The sequence below is a fragment of the Bradyrhizobium sp. HKCCYLRH1030 genome, from assembly GCF_051168395.1.
GTDB lineage: Bacteria > Pseudomonadota > Alphaproteobacteria > Rhizobiales > Xanthobacteraceae > Bradyrhizobium.
The window spans coordinates 70,911-86,604 of sequence record NZ_JBNPUY010000013.1; the positions used below are offsets into that span (position 1 = coordinate 70,911).

The window sequence follows — 15,694 nt, forward strand, 5'->3', positions numbered from 1 at the left end:
GCTGACGGGGAGAGATCAAGCGCTCGATGTGAATGGGTCCACGCCTCCCCCGCTTGCGGGGGAGGTCGCATCGCATCGGAAGATGCGATGCGGGTGGGGGAACGCTCCGGCGGGACTGCCCGTGTGGCGCCCCCACCCCAGCCCTCCCCCGCAAGCGGGGGAGGGGGCGCAGCGTGCCTGCGGCGATCGCTCGTTCCCCTCCAGAGGAAGCCTACTGCCAGCCCGGCACGCCGCGCATGTCCGGCAGGTGATGCGCGATGCCCTTGTGGCAGTCGATGCAGGTCTTCTCGCCGGTGAAGAGGAAGCGCTGGTGGGCTTCGACGGCGCGCGGCGACTGCTTGGTGATGTCCATCGACTGCGCGCTGTGGCAGTTGCGGCATTCGAGCGAGTCGTTCGCCTTGAAGCGCGCCCATTCGTGCAACGCCAGTTCCAGCCTTCGGTCGGTGAACTTCTCGCGGGTGTCGATCGAGCCGAACAGATGGCCCCAGACCTCCTTGGAGGCCTGCATCTTGCGCGCGATCTTGTCGGTCCAGTTGTGCGGCACATGGCAGTCCGGGCAGCTGGCGCGCACGCCGGAGCGGTTGGAGAAGTGGACGGTCGTCTTCAGCTCGGCGAACACGTTGTCGCGCATCTCGTGACAGCTGGTACAGAACTTCTCGGTGTTGGTGATCTCCAGCGCGGTGTTGAAGCCGCCCCAGAAGATGACGCCGGCGAGGAAGCCGGCGAGCACCAGCACGCCGAGCCCGAACACGGAGCTCGGCTTCAGCAGCACGTCGATGAGGTCGAGAATGAACTGCCAGGCGCGGCCGGCAAGGCCGAGCCGCTTTTCGGGGACGGGCGCTTTGGCGCCCTCCGGGATGTCGGCGCTGCTCATCGCTTGCCACCCGGCCTGTCGTGCGCCAGCAGCGTGTCGATGTCGACGAAGTCGTTGCTGACAGGCGGATTGGCGACGCTCTGCGGCACGTGGCACTGGGTGCAGAAGTAGCGCCGCGGCGACACCGACGCCAGGAACTGGCCGTCGCGATCCATGAAATGGGTGATCGACAGCATCGGCGCCTTCGACTCCGCCGTGCGCGCCCGGGCGTGGCAGGACAGGCATTTGTTGCCCTGCATGTCGACCTGATAGCCGTCGATGGCATGCGGAATCACCGGTGGCTGCTCCGGATAGTTGCGCACCTCCTTCTCGGCGGTGTTCTTCATCGGCTGCATCGGCGGCGCAGGACCCTCGTCGTTGAGCGGTGCAGGACCGCGCAGCGAGGACGAGACGCTCTGGGCGAGCAGGGCGCTCGATCCGGCCGCAACGCTGGCCGCGATCAGCATGACAGCGATTTTTCTCATCATGATGGTCACACCCGCTCGATGCGCACGGCGCACTTCTTGTAGTCGGTCTGCAGCGAGATCGGATCGGTGGCGTCGAGCGTCACCTTGTTGATCAGCTTCGACTCGTCGAACCACGGCACGAAGACGAGGCCGCGCGGCGGCTTGTCGCGGCCGCGGGTCTCGACGCGGGCGCGGATGAAGCCGCGGCGCGAGGCGACCTTGACCTCGTCACCGCGCCTCAAGTTCGCGGCCTCGGCATCGTCCGGATGCATGAAGCAGACGGCTTCGGGGAACGCCTTGTAGAGCTCGGGCACGCGGCGCGTCATCGTGCCGGAATGCCAATGCTCGACCACGCGTCCCGTCGACAGCCAGAACGGATAGTCCTTGTCGGGCGATTCCGCCGGCGGCTCGTAGGGCAAAGCGAAGATGCGCGCCTTGCCGTCGGGGAAGCCGTAGAACTGCACGCCGGTACCGGCCTTGACGTAAGGATCAGAGCCCTCGCGAAACCGCCAGCGCGTCTCCTTGCCGTCGACCACCGGCCAGCGCAGGCCGCGCTCCCGGTGATAGGCCTCGAACGGCGCCAGGTCATGGCCATGGCCGCGGCCGAACGAGGCGTATTCCTCGAACAGGCCCTTGTGGACGTAGAAGCCGAACGCCTTGGACTCGTCGTTGGCATAGCCCGGCTCGATCTGGTCGAGCGGAAACTTGTCGACCTGGCCGTTCCTGTAGAGCACGTCGAACAGCGTCTTGCCGCGCACGTCGGGCTTCTTGGCGATCAGCTCCTCAGGCCAGACCTCCTCGATCTTGAAGCGCTTGGAGAACTCCATCAACTGCCAGAGATCCGAGCGTGCCTCGCCCGGTGCCGACACGAGCTGGTGCCAGAACTGGGTGCGGCGCTCGGCATTGCCATAGGCGCCTTCCTTTTCCACCCACATTGCCGTCGGCAAAATGAGATCGGCGGCGAGCGCGGTGACCGACGGATAGGCGTCGGAGACGACGATGAAATTGTCCGGATTGCGGAAGCCCGGATAGGTCTCTTCGTTCGCGTTGGGGCCGGCCTGCAGGTTGTTGTTGACCTGCACCCAATAGGCGTTCAGCAGGCCGTCCTTCAGCATCCGGCTCTGCAGCACGGCGTGATAGCCCGGCTTGTCGGGGATCGTGCCTTCCGGCAACTGCCAGATGTGCTCGGCCTTGGTTCGGTGCTCCTTGTTGGTGACGACCATGTCGGCGGGCAGGCGGTGCGAGAAGGTGCCGACCTCGCGCGCGGTGCCGCAGGCCGAGGGCTGGCCGGTCAGCGAGAACGGGCTGTTGCCGGGCTCTGCGATCTTCCCGGTCAGGAGATGGATGTTGTAGACGAGGTTGTTGCACCAGACACCGCGGGTGTGCTGGTTGAAGCCCATGGTCCAGAACGAGACCACCTTGGTCTTCGGATCGGCATAGAGCTCGGCCAGCGCCTCGAGCCGATTCAGCGGCACGCCGGACATCTCGGCGGCCTTCTCCAGCGTATAGTCGGAGACGAACTTGGCATACTCGTCGAACGAGATGTCGGTGGCGTCGTTGGCCTTGGCTGCGCCGGTGGCCTTCTTCTGCAGCGGATGCTCCGGGCGCAGGCCGTAGCCGATGTCGGTCTGGCCCTTCTTGAACACCGTATGCGCCTGGACGAACTCCTTGTTGACGCGGCCGGTCTTGATGATGTGGTTGGCGATCGCGTTGAGGAGATAGAGATCGGTCTGCGGCTTGAACACCATGCCGATGTCGGCGAGGTCGAACGAGCGATGCTCGAAGGTCGAGAGCACAGCGACCTTGACATGCGGCGCCGACAGGCGCCGGTCGGTGACGCGGCTCCACAGGATCGGATGCATCTCCGCCATGTTGGAGCCCCACAGCACGAACGCATCCGTCGCCTCGATGTCGTCATAGCAGCCGGCCGGCTCGTCGATGCCGAAGGTGCGCATCATGCCGGCGACGGCCGAGGCCATGCAGTGCCGCGCATTCGGATCGATGTTGTTGGAGCGGAAGCCGGCCTTGAACAGCTTTGACGCAGCGTAGCCTTCCCAGATCGTCCACTGTCCCGAGCCGAACATGCCGACGCCGGAGGGACCGCGCTTCTTCAGCGCGTCTTTGTACTTCGCGGCCATGACGTCGAACGCTTCGTCCCAGGAGACGGGGGTGAACTCGCCGTTCTTGTCGTACTTGCCGTTCGTCTTGCGCAGCATCGGATGCGTCAGGCGGTCATGGCCGTACATGATCTTCGAGAGGAAGTAGCCCTTGACGCAGTTGAGGCCGCGATTGACCTCGGCCTTGATGTCGCCATGGGTGGCGACGACGCGGTTGTCCTTGGTCGCGACCATCACGCTGCAGCCGGTGCCGCAGAAGCGGCAGGCGGCCTTGTCCCATTTCAGCTCGCTGGCTTCGCGCTCGGTGACGAGGTTCGCCGCAAGCGAGCTGCCGGGCATGCCGGCGGCGGCCGCGGCAATCGCGGCGGCTTCCAGCTTCAGCATCTGGCGACGATCGATCTTCATGTCGGTCATTGGTGTCTCGTGTGATTAGCCGGCGTCGATGGCGTGGAAGACGAGGCAGGCGGAGTGCACGTGCGGCAGCAGGCCGATCCGGTTCATGGTGGCGCCGAGCGCGCCGGCATCGGGCGCATCGACGACGACGATCAGCTTGCCGCGTGCGTCGCGGCCGTGAATCTCGCAGCCGGACAGCGCGAGGATGTCGGCTTCGACGCGGTCGAGCTGCTCGGGCCGGGTCTGCACGATGATGCTGGCGATCTCGCCCTTGGCCGGTGCGACGACGGGATCGGCGGTGAGGACTCGGCCGGTGATCAGAGCACGGCGGTCGAGGGAGGTGCGGTGTGAGAGCATGGCGGGGTCCTTCCGATCAGTGCGCCGCGGGCGGCCCGGGTGGCCCGGCCATCATCTGGTAAACCCAGACCGTGAGCCCGTAGGAGCCGACGGTGGCGACCGCGAGCGCGGGCATCAGCACAGCGGTGAGAAACAGGAAGGCAACAATTTCCATGCGTCTGCGACGCGCACGCGCGTTCGCATCGCCGCCAACGAGCGACATGAGAGAATTCTCTGCTAGGGGAGGTTCAGTTCAGGAGGGATTGCGGCATCCGGGCCGCGCCTGATCTTATGTTTAAGAAGGCTCCGGAAACCGGCGTTGACCTGGATCAAGCGGGCGGAACCCCGCGCACACCGGCGCACCGCCAGAGCGGAGTCGCGCCGGTCCCCACTGAGCTCTTGGTTGACGGGCTGTGAAGACGCGTGATCGCAGCTTTGCTTGCGAGAAATTCTCGCTGCTCTGCGCCGCGGTCTCGATACGAACATCCCCTCCGGCCGTAAGCCGATAGGACCCGCATCGCTATTTTTCCGGGACGCTCGACACGCGTTGCGCCTGCCACCATCATTCCGTGCATCGCATCAATGCGGATGCAGTCTTGGTCGGAGAGGGCAATGAAGCGTCGTGATTTTCTGAAATTGTCGTTGGCATCGGCTGCGGTGATGGCCTCAGCGGCGCCGCTGCGCGCCGAGGACAAGCCGAAGGAGATCCGCATCGGCACCCAGAAGGGCGGCTTCTTCCCGGCGGTGAAGGCGCGCCGCACCATCGAGGATACGTTCAAGCCCGTCGGCATCGACATCGTCTGGGTCGACTTCCAGTTCGGCCCGCCGCTGCTGGAGGCCATCAATGTCGGCAGCGTCGATTTCGGCTATGTCGGCGACGCGCCGCCGATCTTCGCGCAGGCCGCCGGTGCCAAGATCCGCTACGCGGCGGCCGTCAAGCAGAACGGCAGCAGCCAGGCGATCATCGTGCCCAAGGACTCGCCGATCAAGTCGCTCGCCGATCTCAAAGGCAAGCGCGTCGCCTTCGGCAAGGGCTCGAGCGCGCACAATCTCCTGGTCGCCGCGCTGGAGAAGGCGGGCCTGTCCTGGACCGACATCACGCCGGCGCCGCTCGCGCCCGCCGATGCCACCGCCGCCTTCGTCAAAGGCTCGGTCGATGCCTGGTCGATCTGGGATCCGTATCTCGCGCTTGCCGAGCTCAAGGAGAATGCGCGCGTGATCGTGTGGGACAAGGATGTCCACAAGCCGAACTCATTCTACATCGTCGGCTCCGACTTCGTCGAAAAGTATCCGGCCGTCGTCGCCAGGCTGAATGCGGCTTTCGCCGCCGAAGGCGTGTGGGCCAACAGCCATCACGACGAGGTCGCCAAGGCGCAGGCCGAGGCCACCGGCGTCGATCTTGAGGCGGTCAAGCGCTTCGTCGACCGCTCGGTCTATAGCGTCGTGCCGATCGACGACGAAGTGATCAAGAGCCAGCAGGCCGTCGCCGACCGCTTCGCCCGTGTCGGCCTCATTCCCAAAGCCGTCAACGTCGCCGACATCGTCTGGAAATGGACGCCGTCCACCTGACGGCTGTCCCGCCACTCAAATCCGAAAGAGAACGACATGAGCAACGCTTCGTCGAAGCCCAATGTGCTTTGGTTCCTGCCGACCCATGGCGACGGCCGCTATCTCGGCACCTCGCAAGGCGGCCGCGAGGTCAACTTCAACTATCTGCGCCAGGTGGCGCAGGCCGCCGATCAGCTCGGCTATTACGGCGTGCTGATCCCGACGGGACGCAGCTGCGAGGATTCCTGGATCGTGGCGTCGGCCGTGGCGCCATTCACCGAGAAGCTGCGGTATCTCGTCGCGGTGCGTCCGGGTCTGCAATCGCCGGCCGTGGCCGCGCGCATGACCGCGACGCTCGACCGCGTCACCAACGGTCGCCTGCTGGTCAACGTCGTCACCGGCGGCGATCCGGTCGAGAACAAGGGCGACGGCATCTTCCTGTCGCATGAGGAGCGCTACGAGGTCACCCGCGAGTTTCTCACCGTCTACAACGCGCTGCTCGAAGGCGAAGCCGTCAACTTCGCCGGCAAGCACATCAAGGTCGAGGATGGCCGGCTGCTGTTCCCACCGGTGCAGTCGCCACGCCCGCCGCTGTTCTTCGGAGGCTCGTCGGATGCCGGCATCGACGTCGCCGTCGATACGGTCGAGAAGTATCTTACCTGGGGCGAGCCGCCGGCAGATGTCGCGGCGAAGATCGCCAAGGTGAGAGCAGTCGCCGACAGCCGTGGCCGCAGGCTGTCGTTCGGCATCCGCCTGCATGTGATCGTGCGCGAGACCAACGCGGAGGCGTGGGTCGCCGCCGACGACCTCATCAAGCACGTCACCGACGACACCATCGCCTCGGCACAGAAGATTTTTGCGCGGATGGATTCGGTCGGCCAGCAGCGCATGTCGCAGCTGCACGGCGGCCGGCGCGACAAGCTCGAGATCAGCCCGAACCTGTGGGCCGGCGTGGGCCTCGTCCGCGGCGGCGCCGGCACCGCGCTGGTCGGCGATCCCGACACGGTCGCGGCGCGCATCCGCGAGTACCAGGAGCTCGGCATCGACACCTTCATCCTGTCCGGCTACCCGCATCTCGAAGAAGCCTACCGCTTCGCCGAACTGGTGTTTCCCAAGCTTGGGCTGAACGTGTCCGAGCAGGCCGGCAACGTGACCAAACTGCGCACCAACACCGGCCCATTCGGTGAGACCATCGCCAACGAGCATCGTCCGTTGCAGAGAGCCTCGCAGTCATGAGCCTGATCGAAAGTCTTCCCAAGGTCCGCAAGCTCGTGGTGCCGCGCGCGGATGCGCTGATCCCCTGGCTGGTGCCGCTCGCGATCATCCTGATCTGGCAGGCGGCCTCGGTCGCCGGCCTGGTGTCGCCGCGGGTACTGCCGGCGCCGACCGACGTCGCACGCGCCGGATGGAAGCTGCTGCTATCAGGCGAACTCGGCCGCAACATCTGGGTCAGCTTCTGGCGCGCCTCGATCGGCTTCTTGATCGGTGGCGGCATCGGCTTCGCCTTCGGGCTCGCCAATGGCCTGTCGCAGCTGTCGGCGAAGCTGACGGACACCACGCTGCAGATGGTGCGCAACGTGCCACATCTGGCGCTGATCCCGCTGGTCATCCTGTGGTTCGGCATCGACGAGAGCGCAAAACTGTTCCTGGTGGCCCTCGGCGTGTTCTTCCCCGTCTACCTCAACACGCTGCACGGGATTCGCACCGTCGATCCGCAACTCATTGAAATGGGCCGCGTCTACGGCATGACCGACGGCGAACTGTTTCGCCGCGTGATCTTCCCCGGTGCGTTGCCGTCGATCTTCGTCGGTCTGCGCTTCGCGCTCGGCATCATGTGGCTCACCTTGATTGTCGCCGAGACGATCGCGGCGTCCTCGGGGCTCGGCTACATGGCGATGCAGGCGCGCGAGTTCATGCAGATCGACGTCGTCGTGCTCTCCATCCTGATCTACGCCCTGCTGGGCAAGGTCGCCGACAGCGCTTCGCGGGTGCTGGAACGGATGACGCTGTCCTGGCATCCGGCCTTCAGCAAACATTGAGGTTCGTAAATGCAGCAAGCGCTCCGAATTCCCGTGTCCGGCGTCGAGGCGATCGACGGCACTGACGTGATCGGGCATGCCGAGGCCTTCCGCCACGCGAGGAAGCCCGGCGTGACCCCGGCCAAACCCGCGACGCGCGGCCTGCCGCTGGTGATCCGCGACCTTCGCAAGGCGTTCGGCGACAACGAGGTGCTGCGCGGCATCGATCTCGAGATTCCGGGCGGTCAGTTCGTGGCGATCGTCGGTCAGAGTGGCTGCGGCAAGAGCACGCTGCTCCGCCTGATCGCAGGTCTGGACAAGCCGACGTCGGGCAGCATCAGCTTCGGTGAAGCCGCGGCGCGGCCCGAGGACGTCCGCGTCATGTTCCAGGAACCGCGGCTGCTGCCGTGGGCGCGGGTGCTCGGCAATGTCGAGGTCGGCCTCGGCCGCGAGCGCAAGGCCGCCGGCGCCCATGAGCGCGCGCGGCAGGCGCTGGAGGAAGTGGGTCTCGCCGACAAGCGCGACCAATGGCCGGCGGAGCTGTCCGGCGGCCAGAAGCAGCGCGTCGCGCTGGCGCGCGCGCTCGTCAGCGGTCCGCGCCTGCTGGCGTTCGACGAGCCGCTCGGCGCCCTCGATGCGCTGACGCGGATCGCGATGCAGCGGTTGCTGGAGCGGGTCTGGGCCGATCAAACCTTCACCGCAATCCTGGTCACCCATGACGTGGCGGAAGCCGTGGCCCTGGCCGACCGGGTTCTGGTCATCGAGAATGGCCGGATCGCCGAGGATATCGTGGTCGATCTGCCGCGCCCGCGCCAGCGTGGCTCTGCGGAGCTTGCGGCGCAGGAAGGCTCGATCCTGGGCCAGTTGCTTGGACCGGGCGCGGCGGGTTAGGAGAGAATATCGCAATGAACTCCATCGTCCGCCTCATGCCCGACGCCACCGCGCTTCAGCCCGATTTCCGCTCCGCGATGCGCCAGCTGGTCGGCGGCGTGAGCGTGATCACCGTCGGGCGCGGCGATGAGGTCACCGGCATGACGGTGAGTTCGCTGTCATCGCTCTCCATCGAGCCGGCGTCCGTGATCGTGAGCCTCAATCGGAACGCCTCGTCATGGCCGATCCTGCAGCGGGAGCGTGTTTTCGGCGCCAATCTGCTCGCCGCGGACCAGATCGGCGTGGCCGAGCGGTTCTCGGGTAAAGGTGGTCTCAGAGGCGCCGAGCGGTTCGCCGGCGCGGAGTGGCGCAAGCACGTGACCGGCGTGCCGCTCCTGGTCGGGGCACTCGCCGCGCTGGACTGCGAGGTCGAGGAGATCATCGAGCGGCACTCTCATGGCATCGTGATCGGCCGCGTGGTGCATGTCGAGGTGGCGCCGCAAGCGGCAGCCCTGGCGTATTGGCATGGCGGCTATGTGCACGTCGACCGCGACGAGGACGTGGCCCGGCTCGCCCCCCTCGGCGGGCCTGATCCGCAGGACGAGCCATAGGCGGTGAGCGGCGGTTGGCCGCAGGGTGGCGTCCCGAAGCTGGACGCCGTAAAAGCACCGCGGCCTTGAGGTGGTGTTTGCGGCGGAGCTGATGAAACGGATCGGAACCTGGGCGCTCTATGTGATCGGCACGGCCGCGATCCTGTATCTCGCGCTCTATGCCTATGCCGTGCTGACGCAACGCGAGTTCACGCCCGGCGATCCCATTCACATCTTCCGCAATCCCGAGGCGCCGAACTATTCGTGAGGCTGTGCCCGGCGACGACGCGCCGGCGTATTCTCGCGAACCCACGGATCCGGGGACTGTTCACAGTCCTGTAGCTGCATCCAATCGTCGGTCAGAAACTGCACGCGGCAGCGGCGCCACACTTTGATGTGTCCGCCATCCGGCGACGTCTCGACATCGGACAGCGACAGGGTGGGCGGCCGCCAGCGATAGCTGCGTTCGTTGTCCCAACCGTCGCAGCCCTCCCTGCCACAGGCAACCGTTCGCGAGATCAGCTTGCCCTTGCCTGCGAAGCACCAGCTCCGGGCGCCCCATTCCTGACCCGACGACGGATTGACGAGCGGCGCGTGCGACGTCTGCTCCCAGCAGCCTGACAGCACGCCGCGCGTTGCGGCATCAGCCGGCGAAACGGCAAGCGGCGCGCCGAGGGCCAGCGCGCCGCCGAGAACGAACCGGATGGGCAGATTATACGGGGCTCGGCATGCGCGGCGTATCGCCGGAGCCCGGCGGCGGGATCGGCACGCCGCCGTCGGCATATTCGTTGAGCTTGTTGCGCAACGTGCGGATCGAGATGCCCAAGATATTGGCCGCATGTGTCCGATTGCCCAGGCAGTGCTTCAGGGTCTCCAGGATCAGGTCACGTTCGACATCGGCGACCGTGCGGCCGACCAAGGCGCGCGTGACCTGTTCCGCCGCCATCGTAGCATGCGCTACGGCGGGTTGGGTCTTGCCGATGTCGAGGCGGGTACCGTCAGGCGTGAGGATGGCATCCGGCCCGATCTCATCGCCCTGCGCCATCAGCACCGCGCGATGCATCGTGTTCTCCAGCTCGCGCACGTTGCCCGGCCAGCGGTTGGTGGTGAGGATGCGCTTGGCCTCCGCCGAGATCGGCCGCAGCGGTACGGCATTGGCCTCGGAATATTTGCGCGCGAAATGCTGCGCCAGCTCGAGAATGTCGGCGGGGCGCTCGCGCAGGGGAGGGATCTTCAGGTTCACGACGTTGAGCCGGAACAAGAGATCCTCGCGGAACGTACCCTCGCGCACGGCGTCGGCAAGGTTGCGGTTGGAGGTCGCGATGATGCGGATGTCGACGGGGACGGGGCGGGTGCCGCCGACGCGGTCGATCACGCGCTCCTGGATGGCGCGCAAGAGCTTCGACTGCAGCCGCACGTCCATTTCCGAGATTTCGTCCAGCAGGAGCGTGCCGCCATTGGCCTCCTCGAACTTGCCGATGCGGCGGGCGACGGCCCCGGTGAAGGCACCCTTCTCATGGCCGAACAGCTCGGACTCCAGGAGGTGCTCAGGGATTGCGGCGCAGTTGATCGAGATGAAGGGACGCTTGGCGCGGGCCGAGCGGGTGTGGACGTAGCGCGCCAGCACCTCCTTGCCGGTGCCGGACTCGCCGGTGATCATCACCGAGGCATCGGAGCCGGCGATCTGCTGGGCGAGCTTGATCACCTTCGCCATCGCCTCGTCGCGATAGACGAGGTCGCGGCTGTCATTGGCGACGGCGGCGAGCACGGCGGCGATCAGTTCGGGATCCGGCGGCAGCGGAATGTATTCCTTGGCGCCGGCATGGATGGCGGCGACCGCGGCGCGGGCATCGCTGGTGATGCCGCAGGCGACGATCGGCACGTGGATGTGCTCTGCATCGAGCCGCATCACCAGGTCGCGGATGTCGAGCGCGACGTCGACGAGGAGCAGGTCGGCGCCCTTGCCGCCGCGCAGCACCCGCATCGCCTGCTCGTTGTCCTCGGCATGGGTGACGGTGGCGCCGTTCTCCATGGCGATCTTGGTGGCCGTCGTCAGCTGGCCCTTCAGCGTTCCGACGATGAGAAGCCGCATGTTGGTCTCCTATTCGGTCGTGCCGCTCTCGATCGGCACGCAGGTCATGTCTGTCAGTTGCGGTCGGACTTGATGATTTCGGTCATCGTCACGCCGAGCTTGTCTTCGACCAGAACCACCTCGCCGCGTGCCACGAGCCGGTTGTTGACGTAGATGTCGATCGCCTCGCCGACCTTGCGGTCGAGCTCGAGCACGGTGCCGGGCCCGAGCTTCAGGAGCTCGCCGACATCCATCTTGGAGCGGCCGAGCACGGCCGAGACCTGAACCGGGACGTCGAACACCGCCTCGAGGTCGGCCGCGATGCGCGCGGCATGCTCTTCCTCGTTGTAGCCGACGTCCCCGCCCAGCGGAGGCGCGTCCGCCGCGTTGAGGTCGGGAAGCGGGATCTCGTTGTCGCTCATGACTTAACTCCCTCGGCCACCACAGCGGCCTAGTTCTTCTTGGACGCCATGTAGCGTCCGACCAGCTCGTTGATCTTGGCGTCGATCGCAGCGCGCTCCAGCACGACGCCGCCATCGGCCCATTCGATACGGCAGTCGCCGGTCGCGATCTCCGGCTCGGCGAGGATCACGAGGCGCCCCTCGAAGCCGCTCTGCTTGGCGAGCTTCTCGATCTTCTCGCGGGCGAGCTCGTACAGCGTCTCGTTGATGCGCAGCACGAGGTGCGGCGTGGCAACCAGATGCGCGAAGCAGTCGTGCACGAGTCCAATGATCTCGCCGAGCGGCTCCGCCTCGACCAGCGCCGCGCACAGCTTGCGGGCGACGGCGACCGCGACATCGACGGCCTCGGTTTCCATCCGCTGCTCGATGCCTTCGAAGCGGGCGGAGATGCCCTGCAATTGGATGTTGATCTGCTCCAGCGCCGAGGCGACGCGGCGGTCGGCCTCGACCTTGGCTTCGCGCTGCGCCGCCTCGTAGCCATTGCGATAGGCGGCGGCTTCGGCGGCCGCGACCTTCTGTGCGATTTCCGCGGACGTGGCCGCACGCTCCCGCGTCGTCTTCTCCGGCGCGGCGAAGTCGGTATCGAACAGGAATTTCGCAGGCTGAGCCATCAATACACCAGTTCGTCGTCGGCGCGGTTCTTGCTGAGCATGATCTCGCCCTTTGCGGCGAGGTCCTTGGCGAGATTGACGAGCAGGGCCTGCGCCTCGTCGACGTCGCGCAGCCGCACCGGCCCCATGGCGGCCATGTCGTCCTGCAGCATCTTGGCGGCGCGCGACGACATGTTGCCGAAGAAGAAGTTGCGGACCTCCTCGTTGGCGCTCTTGAGCGCCACGCCGAGCTTGTCCTTGTCGACATTGCGCAGCAGGGTCTGCGCCGAGGCGGAATCGAGCTTGATCAGGTCGTCGAAGGTGAACATCAGCGCCTTGATGCGCTCGGCCGATTCGCGGTTCTCTTCCTCGAGCGACGTGATGAAGCGGGTCTCGGTCTGGCGGTCGAAATTGTTGAAGATTTCGGCCATCACCTCGTGGGCGTCACGGCGGCGGGTCTGCGACAGGTTCGACATGAACTCGACGCGCAGGGTCTGCTCGACGCGCTCGATGACCTCCTTCTGCACCGCTTCCATGCGCAGCATGCGGCCGATGACGTCGAGCGCCATGTCCTCGGGCAGGATCGCGAGCACGCGGGCGGCATGCTCCGGCTTCAGCTTGGACAGCACGACCGCGATGGTCTGCGGATATTCGTTCTTGAGGTAGTTGGCGAGCACCTCTTCCTGGACGTTGGAGAGCTTCTCCCACATGTTGCGGCCGGCGGGGCCGCGGATCTCGTCCATGATGCCGTTGACGCGCTCCGGCGGCAGGTATTGCTGCAGCAGGCGCTCGGTGGCGTCGAAATTGCCCATCAGCGCGCCGGAGGCCGACATGCGCGAGACGAATTCGAGCATCAGGTCCTCGACCACGTCGGCTTCGATGGTTCCCAGCGTCGACATCGCCAGCGACAGTTCGCGCACCTCGTCGTCATCGAGCTGCTGCCAGATCTTGCCGCCATACTGCTCGCCGAGCGCGAGCATCATCACGGCGGCGCGCCGTGGGCCGCTCAAGGGCTCGGTCTTCTCGCGCTGCGCCTGGCGGCTCGCCAAGGTCGCGATGACCGTGGAAATGTCGTTGTTGTTGGCGTTGGCGTTCTGGGTCTGCGGCAGCGACATGGCGTCTACGTTCTTTTCAGTTCAGGCGGTTCACGTCGATCGGGTCAGCTCTGCGGCTCGGCGAGCCACTGGCGGATGATGGCGGCGGCTTCGCCCGGGTTGCGGTCGGCCAGCTCGCCCACCCGGTGGACGGACTGAGCGTGGACCTGGCCCTGGACCTGGGCGACGTCGATCATGTTGGCGGTCTGCTGGGCGTGAGCGGCTGCCTGGATGGTTTCGTCGGTGAGGGCCGGCAGGCCGCCGCCCGGGGCGGCGATCTCCTCGCTGGCGATGATCTTCTTCACCAGCGGCCGCACCACCATGAACACGACCACGATGCCGAGCAGCATCATCACCGCGAGCTCGATGACGTACATGACGTCATCCTTGGTGAAGTGGAGCATGCCGAGGAAGCCGGTGGGCTCGTTGATCTGCGGCACGGCGGGAGCGTCGGCGAATTTCAGGTTGACCACCTCGACCTGGTCGCCGCGCTTCTGGTCGAAGCCGATGGCGGAGCGGACCAGTGCGGCGATGCGGTCGAGCTCGTCCTTGCTGCGCTCTTGATAGACCAGCTCGCCCTTTTCGTTCTTCGAGTAGGCGCCGTCGACCAGAACCGCGACCGAGATGCGGTTGACCCGTCCGGCCTCGGTGACTTCGGTCTTGGTGGTCCGGGAGATCTCGTAATTGTTGGTCTCTTCGGTCTTCTTGCTCTGGTCCCGCGGCTGTTGCGGCGGCGCGTTCTGCTGGTTGCCCGGCAGCTCGTTGTTGACCGTGACCTGGCCGTTGTTCTCGTTGGTCGCCGACTGCTCTTCGCGGGTCTGGCTCGAGCGCAGCACGCGGCCTTCCGGATCGTAGCGGTCGGAGGTCTGGGTGATGCGGTTGTAGTCGAAGTCGGCGGACAGCTGGACGCGGGCGCGGCCCGCTCCGACCACCGAGGAGACGATGTCCTCGACCTGCTTGCGCATCCGCTTCTCGAAGGCGTTGCGGCGCTCGTCGCCGACCTGCTGGTCGATGTCGGTCTGGGTGCCGTCGGCAAGCAGCTGGCCGGCCTCGTCGACGATCGACACCCGCTGCGGCTTCAGGCCGTTGACGGCGGAGGCGACGAGGTGGCGGATGGCGCGGATCTGCGCCGGCTCGAGGGTGCCGCGCACGCGCACGACGATCGAGGCGGACGGCTCCGGGGTCTCACGCGAAAACAGCGGCCGCTCCGGCAGGACGAGATGGACGCGCGCCGCCTGGACACGGTCGATGGCGCGGATGGTGCGGGCGAGTTCGCCCTCGAGCGCGCGGAGATGGTTGATGTTCTGGACGAAGCTCGTGGTGCCCAGCGCGTCCGACTTGTCGAAGATCTCGTAGCCGACGCCGCCGCCCTTGGGCAGGCCGCCCTCGGCGAGCTTCATGCGCAGCCGGGTCACCTTGTCCTTGGGCACCAGGATCACGCTGCCTTCATTGCGCATCTCGAAGGGAATGCCCTGCCGCTCCAGATCCTTGATGATGCTGGAGGAGTCTTCCATCGTCAGGTCGGTGAAGAGGGTGGTCATCTGCGGCGCGGTCACGCGCATGATGACGAAGCCGAAGAAGCCGATTAAGGCAGCGGTGACTGCGATCATGGCGGTGAGCCGCGCGGCGCCCAAACCCTTCAGGAAGTCCAAGAGACCTTGCAAGCAACTGCCCCATAGTTCGGCATTCGACGGGTGGCCGCTGAAAGGTGATTTGAGCTTCGCGGGCCTTTACGGCCGGTTGCATCGATCGCGAAATTCAATCCTTAACCTTCACCAGCACCCGCATTCCAGGTGGCGATCCGATGTCGGCCGCTGCCCCGCCGTTCGCGGGACGGGGCGCGGAGGTTGAATCGAACCACTGGGCAATTATTGCCTATGGGAAGGTTTCGATATGGTTAACGGTGGTTAAAGGGTCCTAACAAAGTGTAGACATGCAAAAAATCGGCTTGGCAGGGCCAAGCCGATTTTCGAAGAAATCCCGTCGCGTCGGCAACGATCTATTGGCGATATTGCTGAATTCGGGTGGTGCGCAGGCCGGCGAGACCGTGCTGGTCGATCGAGAACTGCCACGACAGGAATTCGTCGACGGTCAGGGTGTAGCGGCTGCACGCTTCCTCGAGGGACAGCAAGCCGCCGCGAACGGCGGCAACGACTTCAGCCTTTCGGCGAATGACCCACCTCTTGGTGCCTGGCGCAGGCAAATCCGCGATGGTGAGTGGGCTGCCGTCAGGCCCGATGACGTATTTCACCCTCGGGCGATGGGGTTCTGTCATGGCGTACTCAC

The 15,694-nt window shown here is 65.8% G+C and carries 18 protein-coding genes; 6 read left to right on the forward strand and 12 right to left on the reverse strand.

Annotated elements, in window-relative coordinates; translation table 11 throughout:
• Window positions 1-211: 211 nt before the first annotated feature.
• Genes ACQR1E_RS29950 through napE form a run of 5 tightly spaced genes read right to left on the reverse strand, consistent with a single transcriptional unit; the run spans window position 212 to window position 4,389 of the window.
• Window positions 212-874: a NapC/NirT family cytochrome c gene (locus ACQR1E_RS29950; RefSeq protein ID WP_315827657.1), complete on the reverse strand. Its 663-nt coding sequence runs from the start codon at window positions 872-874 to the stop codon at window positions 212-214.
• Entirely contained in the window at window positions 871-1,341 is a 471-nt protein-coding gene (locus ACQR1E_RS29955; protein ID WP_315714155.1) for a nitrate reductase cytochrome c-type subunit, read from the reverse strand. The genes ACQR1E_RS29950 and ACQR1E_RS29955 overlap by 4 nt, the downstream gene beginning before the upstream one ends.
• Before the next feature lie 5 nt (window positions 1,342-1,346).
• Window positions 1,347-3,851: a nitrate reductase catalytic subunit NapA gene (gene napA, locus ACQR1E_RS29960; protein ID WP_315750092.1), complete on the reverse strand. Its 2,505-nt coding sequence runs from the start codon at window positions 3,849-3,851 to the stop codon at window positions 1,347-1,349.
• Window positions 3,852-3,866: 15 nt separating this feature from the next.
• Window positions 3,867-4,187, reverse strand: coding sequence for a chaperone NapD (locus tag ACQR1E_RS29965; RefSeq protein WP_315750094.1), 321 nt, complete (start codon window positions 4,185-4,187; stop codon window positions 3,867-3,869).
• A gap of 16 nt (window positions 4,188-4,203) precedes the next feature.
• Window positions 4,204-4,389 carry a periplasmic nitrate reductase, NapE protein gene (napE, locus tag ACQR1E_RS29970; RefSeq protein WP_315714158.1) on the reverse strand — a complete coding sequence of 62 codons (186 nt, stop codon included), beginning with the start codon at window positions 4,387-4,389 and terminating at the stop codon, window positions 4,204-4,206.
• 389 nt (window positions 4,390-4,778) lie between these two features.
• Between napE and ACQR1E_RS29975 the strand changes: the two genes are divergently transcribed.
• The 6 genes from ACQR1E_RS29975 to ACQR1E_RS30000 all read left to right on the forward strand — a co-directional run bounded on the left by ACQR1E_RS29975 (window position 4,779) and on the right by ACQR1E_RS30000 (window position 9,460).
• Entirely contained in the window at window positions 4,779-5,735 is a 957-nt protein-coding gene (locus tag ACQR1E_RS29975) for an aliphatic sulfonate ABC transporter substrate-binding protein (RefSeq protein ID WP_316166532.1), read from the forward strand.
• A 36-nt stretch (window positions 5,736-5,771) separates the two neighbouring features.
• Complete coding sequence (gene ssuD / locus ACQR1E_RS29980; RefSeq protein ID WP_434897924.1) at window positions 5,772-6,950, forward strand: FMNH2-dependent alkanesulfonate monooxygenase; 1,179 nt, start codon at window positions 5,772-5,774, stop codon at window positions 6,948-6,950.
• Window positions 6,947-7,753, forward strand: coding sequence for an ABC transporter permease subunit (locus tag ACQR1E_RS29985; protein ID WP_315714161.1), 807 nt, complete (start codon window positions 6,947-6,949; stop codon window positions 7,751-7,753). Before ssuD ends, ACQR1E_RS29985 begins: the two co-directional genes overlap by 4 nt.
• Window positions 7,754-7,762: 9 nt before the next feature.
• On the forward strand, window positions 7,763-8,623 hold the full coding sequence (locus ACQR1E_RS29990) for an ATP-binding cassette domain-containing protein (protein WP_434897925.1): 861 nt from the start codon (window positions 7,763-7,765) through the stop codon (window positions 8,621-8,623).
• Window positions 8,624-8,637: 14 nt separating this feature from the next.
• Window positions 8,638-9,213, forward strand: coding sequence for a flavin reductase family protein (locus ACQR1E_RS29995; protein WP_434841370.1), 576 nt, complete (start codon window positions 8,638-8,640; stop codon window positions 9,211-9,213).
• 91 nt (window positions 9,214-9,304) lie between these two features.
• Entirely contained in the window at window positions 9,305-9,460 is a 156-nt protein-coding gene (locus ACQR1E_RS30000; protein WP_315714164.1) for a hypothetical protein, read from the forward strand.
• Here the strand turns inward: ACQR1E_RS30000 and ACQR1E_RS30005 are convergent.
• The 7 genes from ACQR1E_RS30005 to ACQR1E_RS30035 form a co-directional block, all read right to left on the reverse strand.
• Complete coding sequence (locus tag ACQR1E_RS30005; protein WP_434897926.1) at window positions 9,451-9,975, reverse strand: hypothetical protein; 525 nt, start codon at window positions 9,973-9,975, stop codon at window positions 9,451-9,453. The genes ACQR1E_RS30000 and ACQR1E_RS30005 overlap by 10 nt on opposite strands.
• Window positions 9,905-11,284: a sigma-54-dependent transcriptional regulator FlbD gene (gene flbD, locus ACQR1E_RS30010; RefSeq protein WP_316194259.1), complete on the reverse strand. Its 1,380-nt coding sequence runs from the start codon at window positions 11,282-11,284 to the stop codon at window positions 9,905-9,907. The genes ACQR1E_RS30005 and flbD overlap by 71 nt, the downstream gene beginning before the upstream one ends.
• A 53-nt stretch (window positions 11,285-11,337) precedes the next feature.
• The gene (gene fliN / locus ACQR1E_RS30015) at window positions 11,338-11,685 is read right to left on the reverse strand and encodes a flagellar motor switch protein FliN (protein ID WP_015669138.1); all 348 of its coding nucleotides are present in this window, start codon (window positions 11,683-11,685) and stop codon (window positions 11,338-11,340) included.
• Between the two features lie 29 nt (window positions 11,686-11,714).
• On the reverse strand, window positions 11,715-12,335 hold the full coding sequence (locus ACQR1E_RS30020; protein ID WP_315714166.1) for a FliH/SctL family protein: 621 nt from the start codon (window positions 12,333-12,335) through the stop codon (window positions 11,715-11,717).
• A complete protein-coding gene (fliG, locus tag ACQR1E_RS30025; RefSeq protein WP_315714167.1) occupies window positions 12,335-13,429 on the reverse strand; it encodes a flagellar motor switch protein FliG in 1,095 nt (364 codons plus the stop codon). The genes ACQR1E_RS30020 and fliG overlap by 1 nt, the downstream gene beginning before the upstream one ends.
• 44 nt (window positions 13,430-13,473) lie before the next feature.
• Entirely contained in the window at window positions 13,474-15,072 is a 1,599-nt protein-coding gene (gene fliF / locus ACQR1E_RS30030) for a flagellar basal-body MS-ring/collar protein FliF (RefSeq protein WP_315750101.1), read from the reverse strand.
• Window positions 15,073-15,407: 335 nt separating this feature from the next.
• On the reverse strand, window positions 15,408-15,683 hold the full coding sequence (locus ACQR1E_RS30035) for a DUF1153 domain-containing protein (protein WP_002714638.1): 276 nt from the start codon (window positions 15,681-15,683) through the stop codon (window positions 15,408-15,410).
• Window positions 15,684-15,694: the final 11 nt, after the last annotated feature.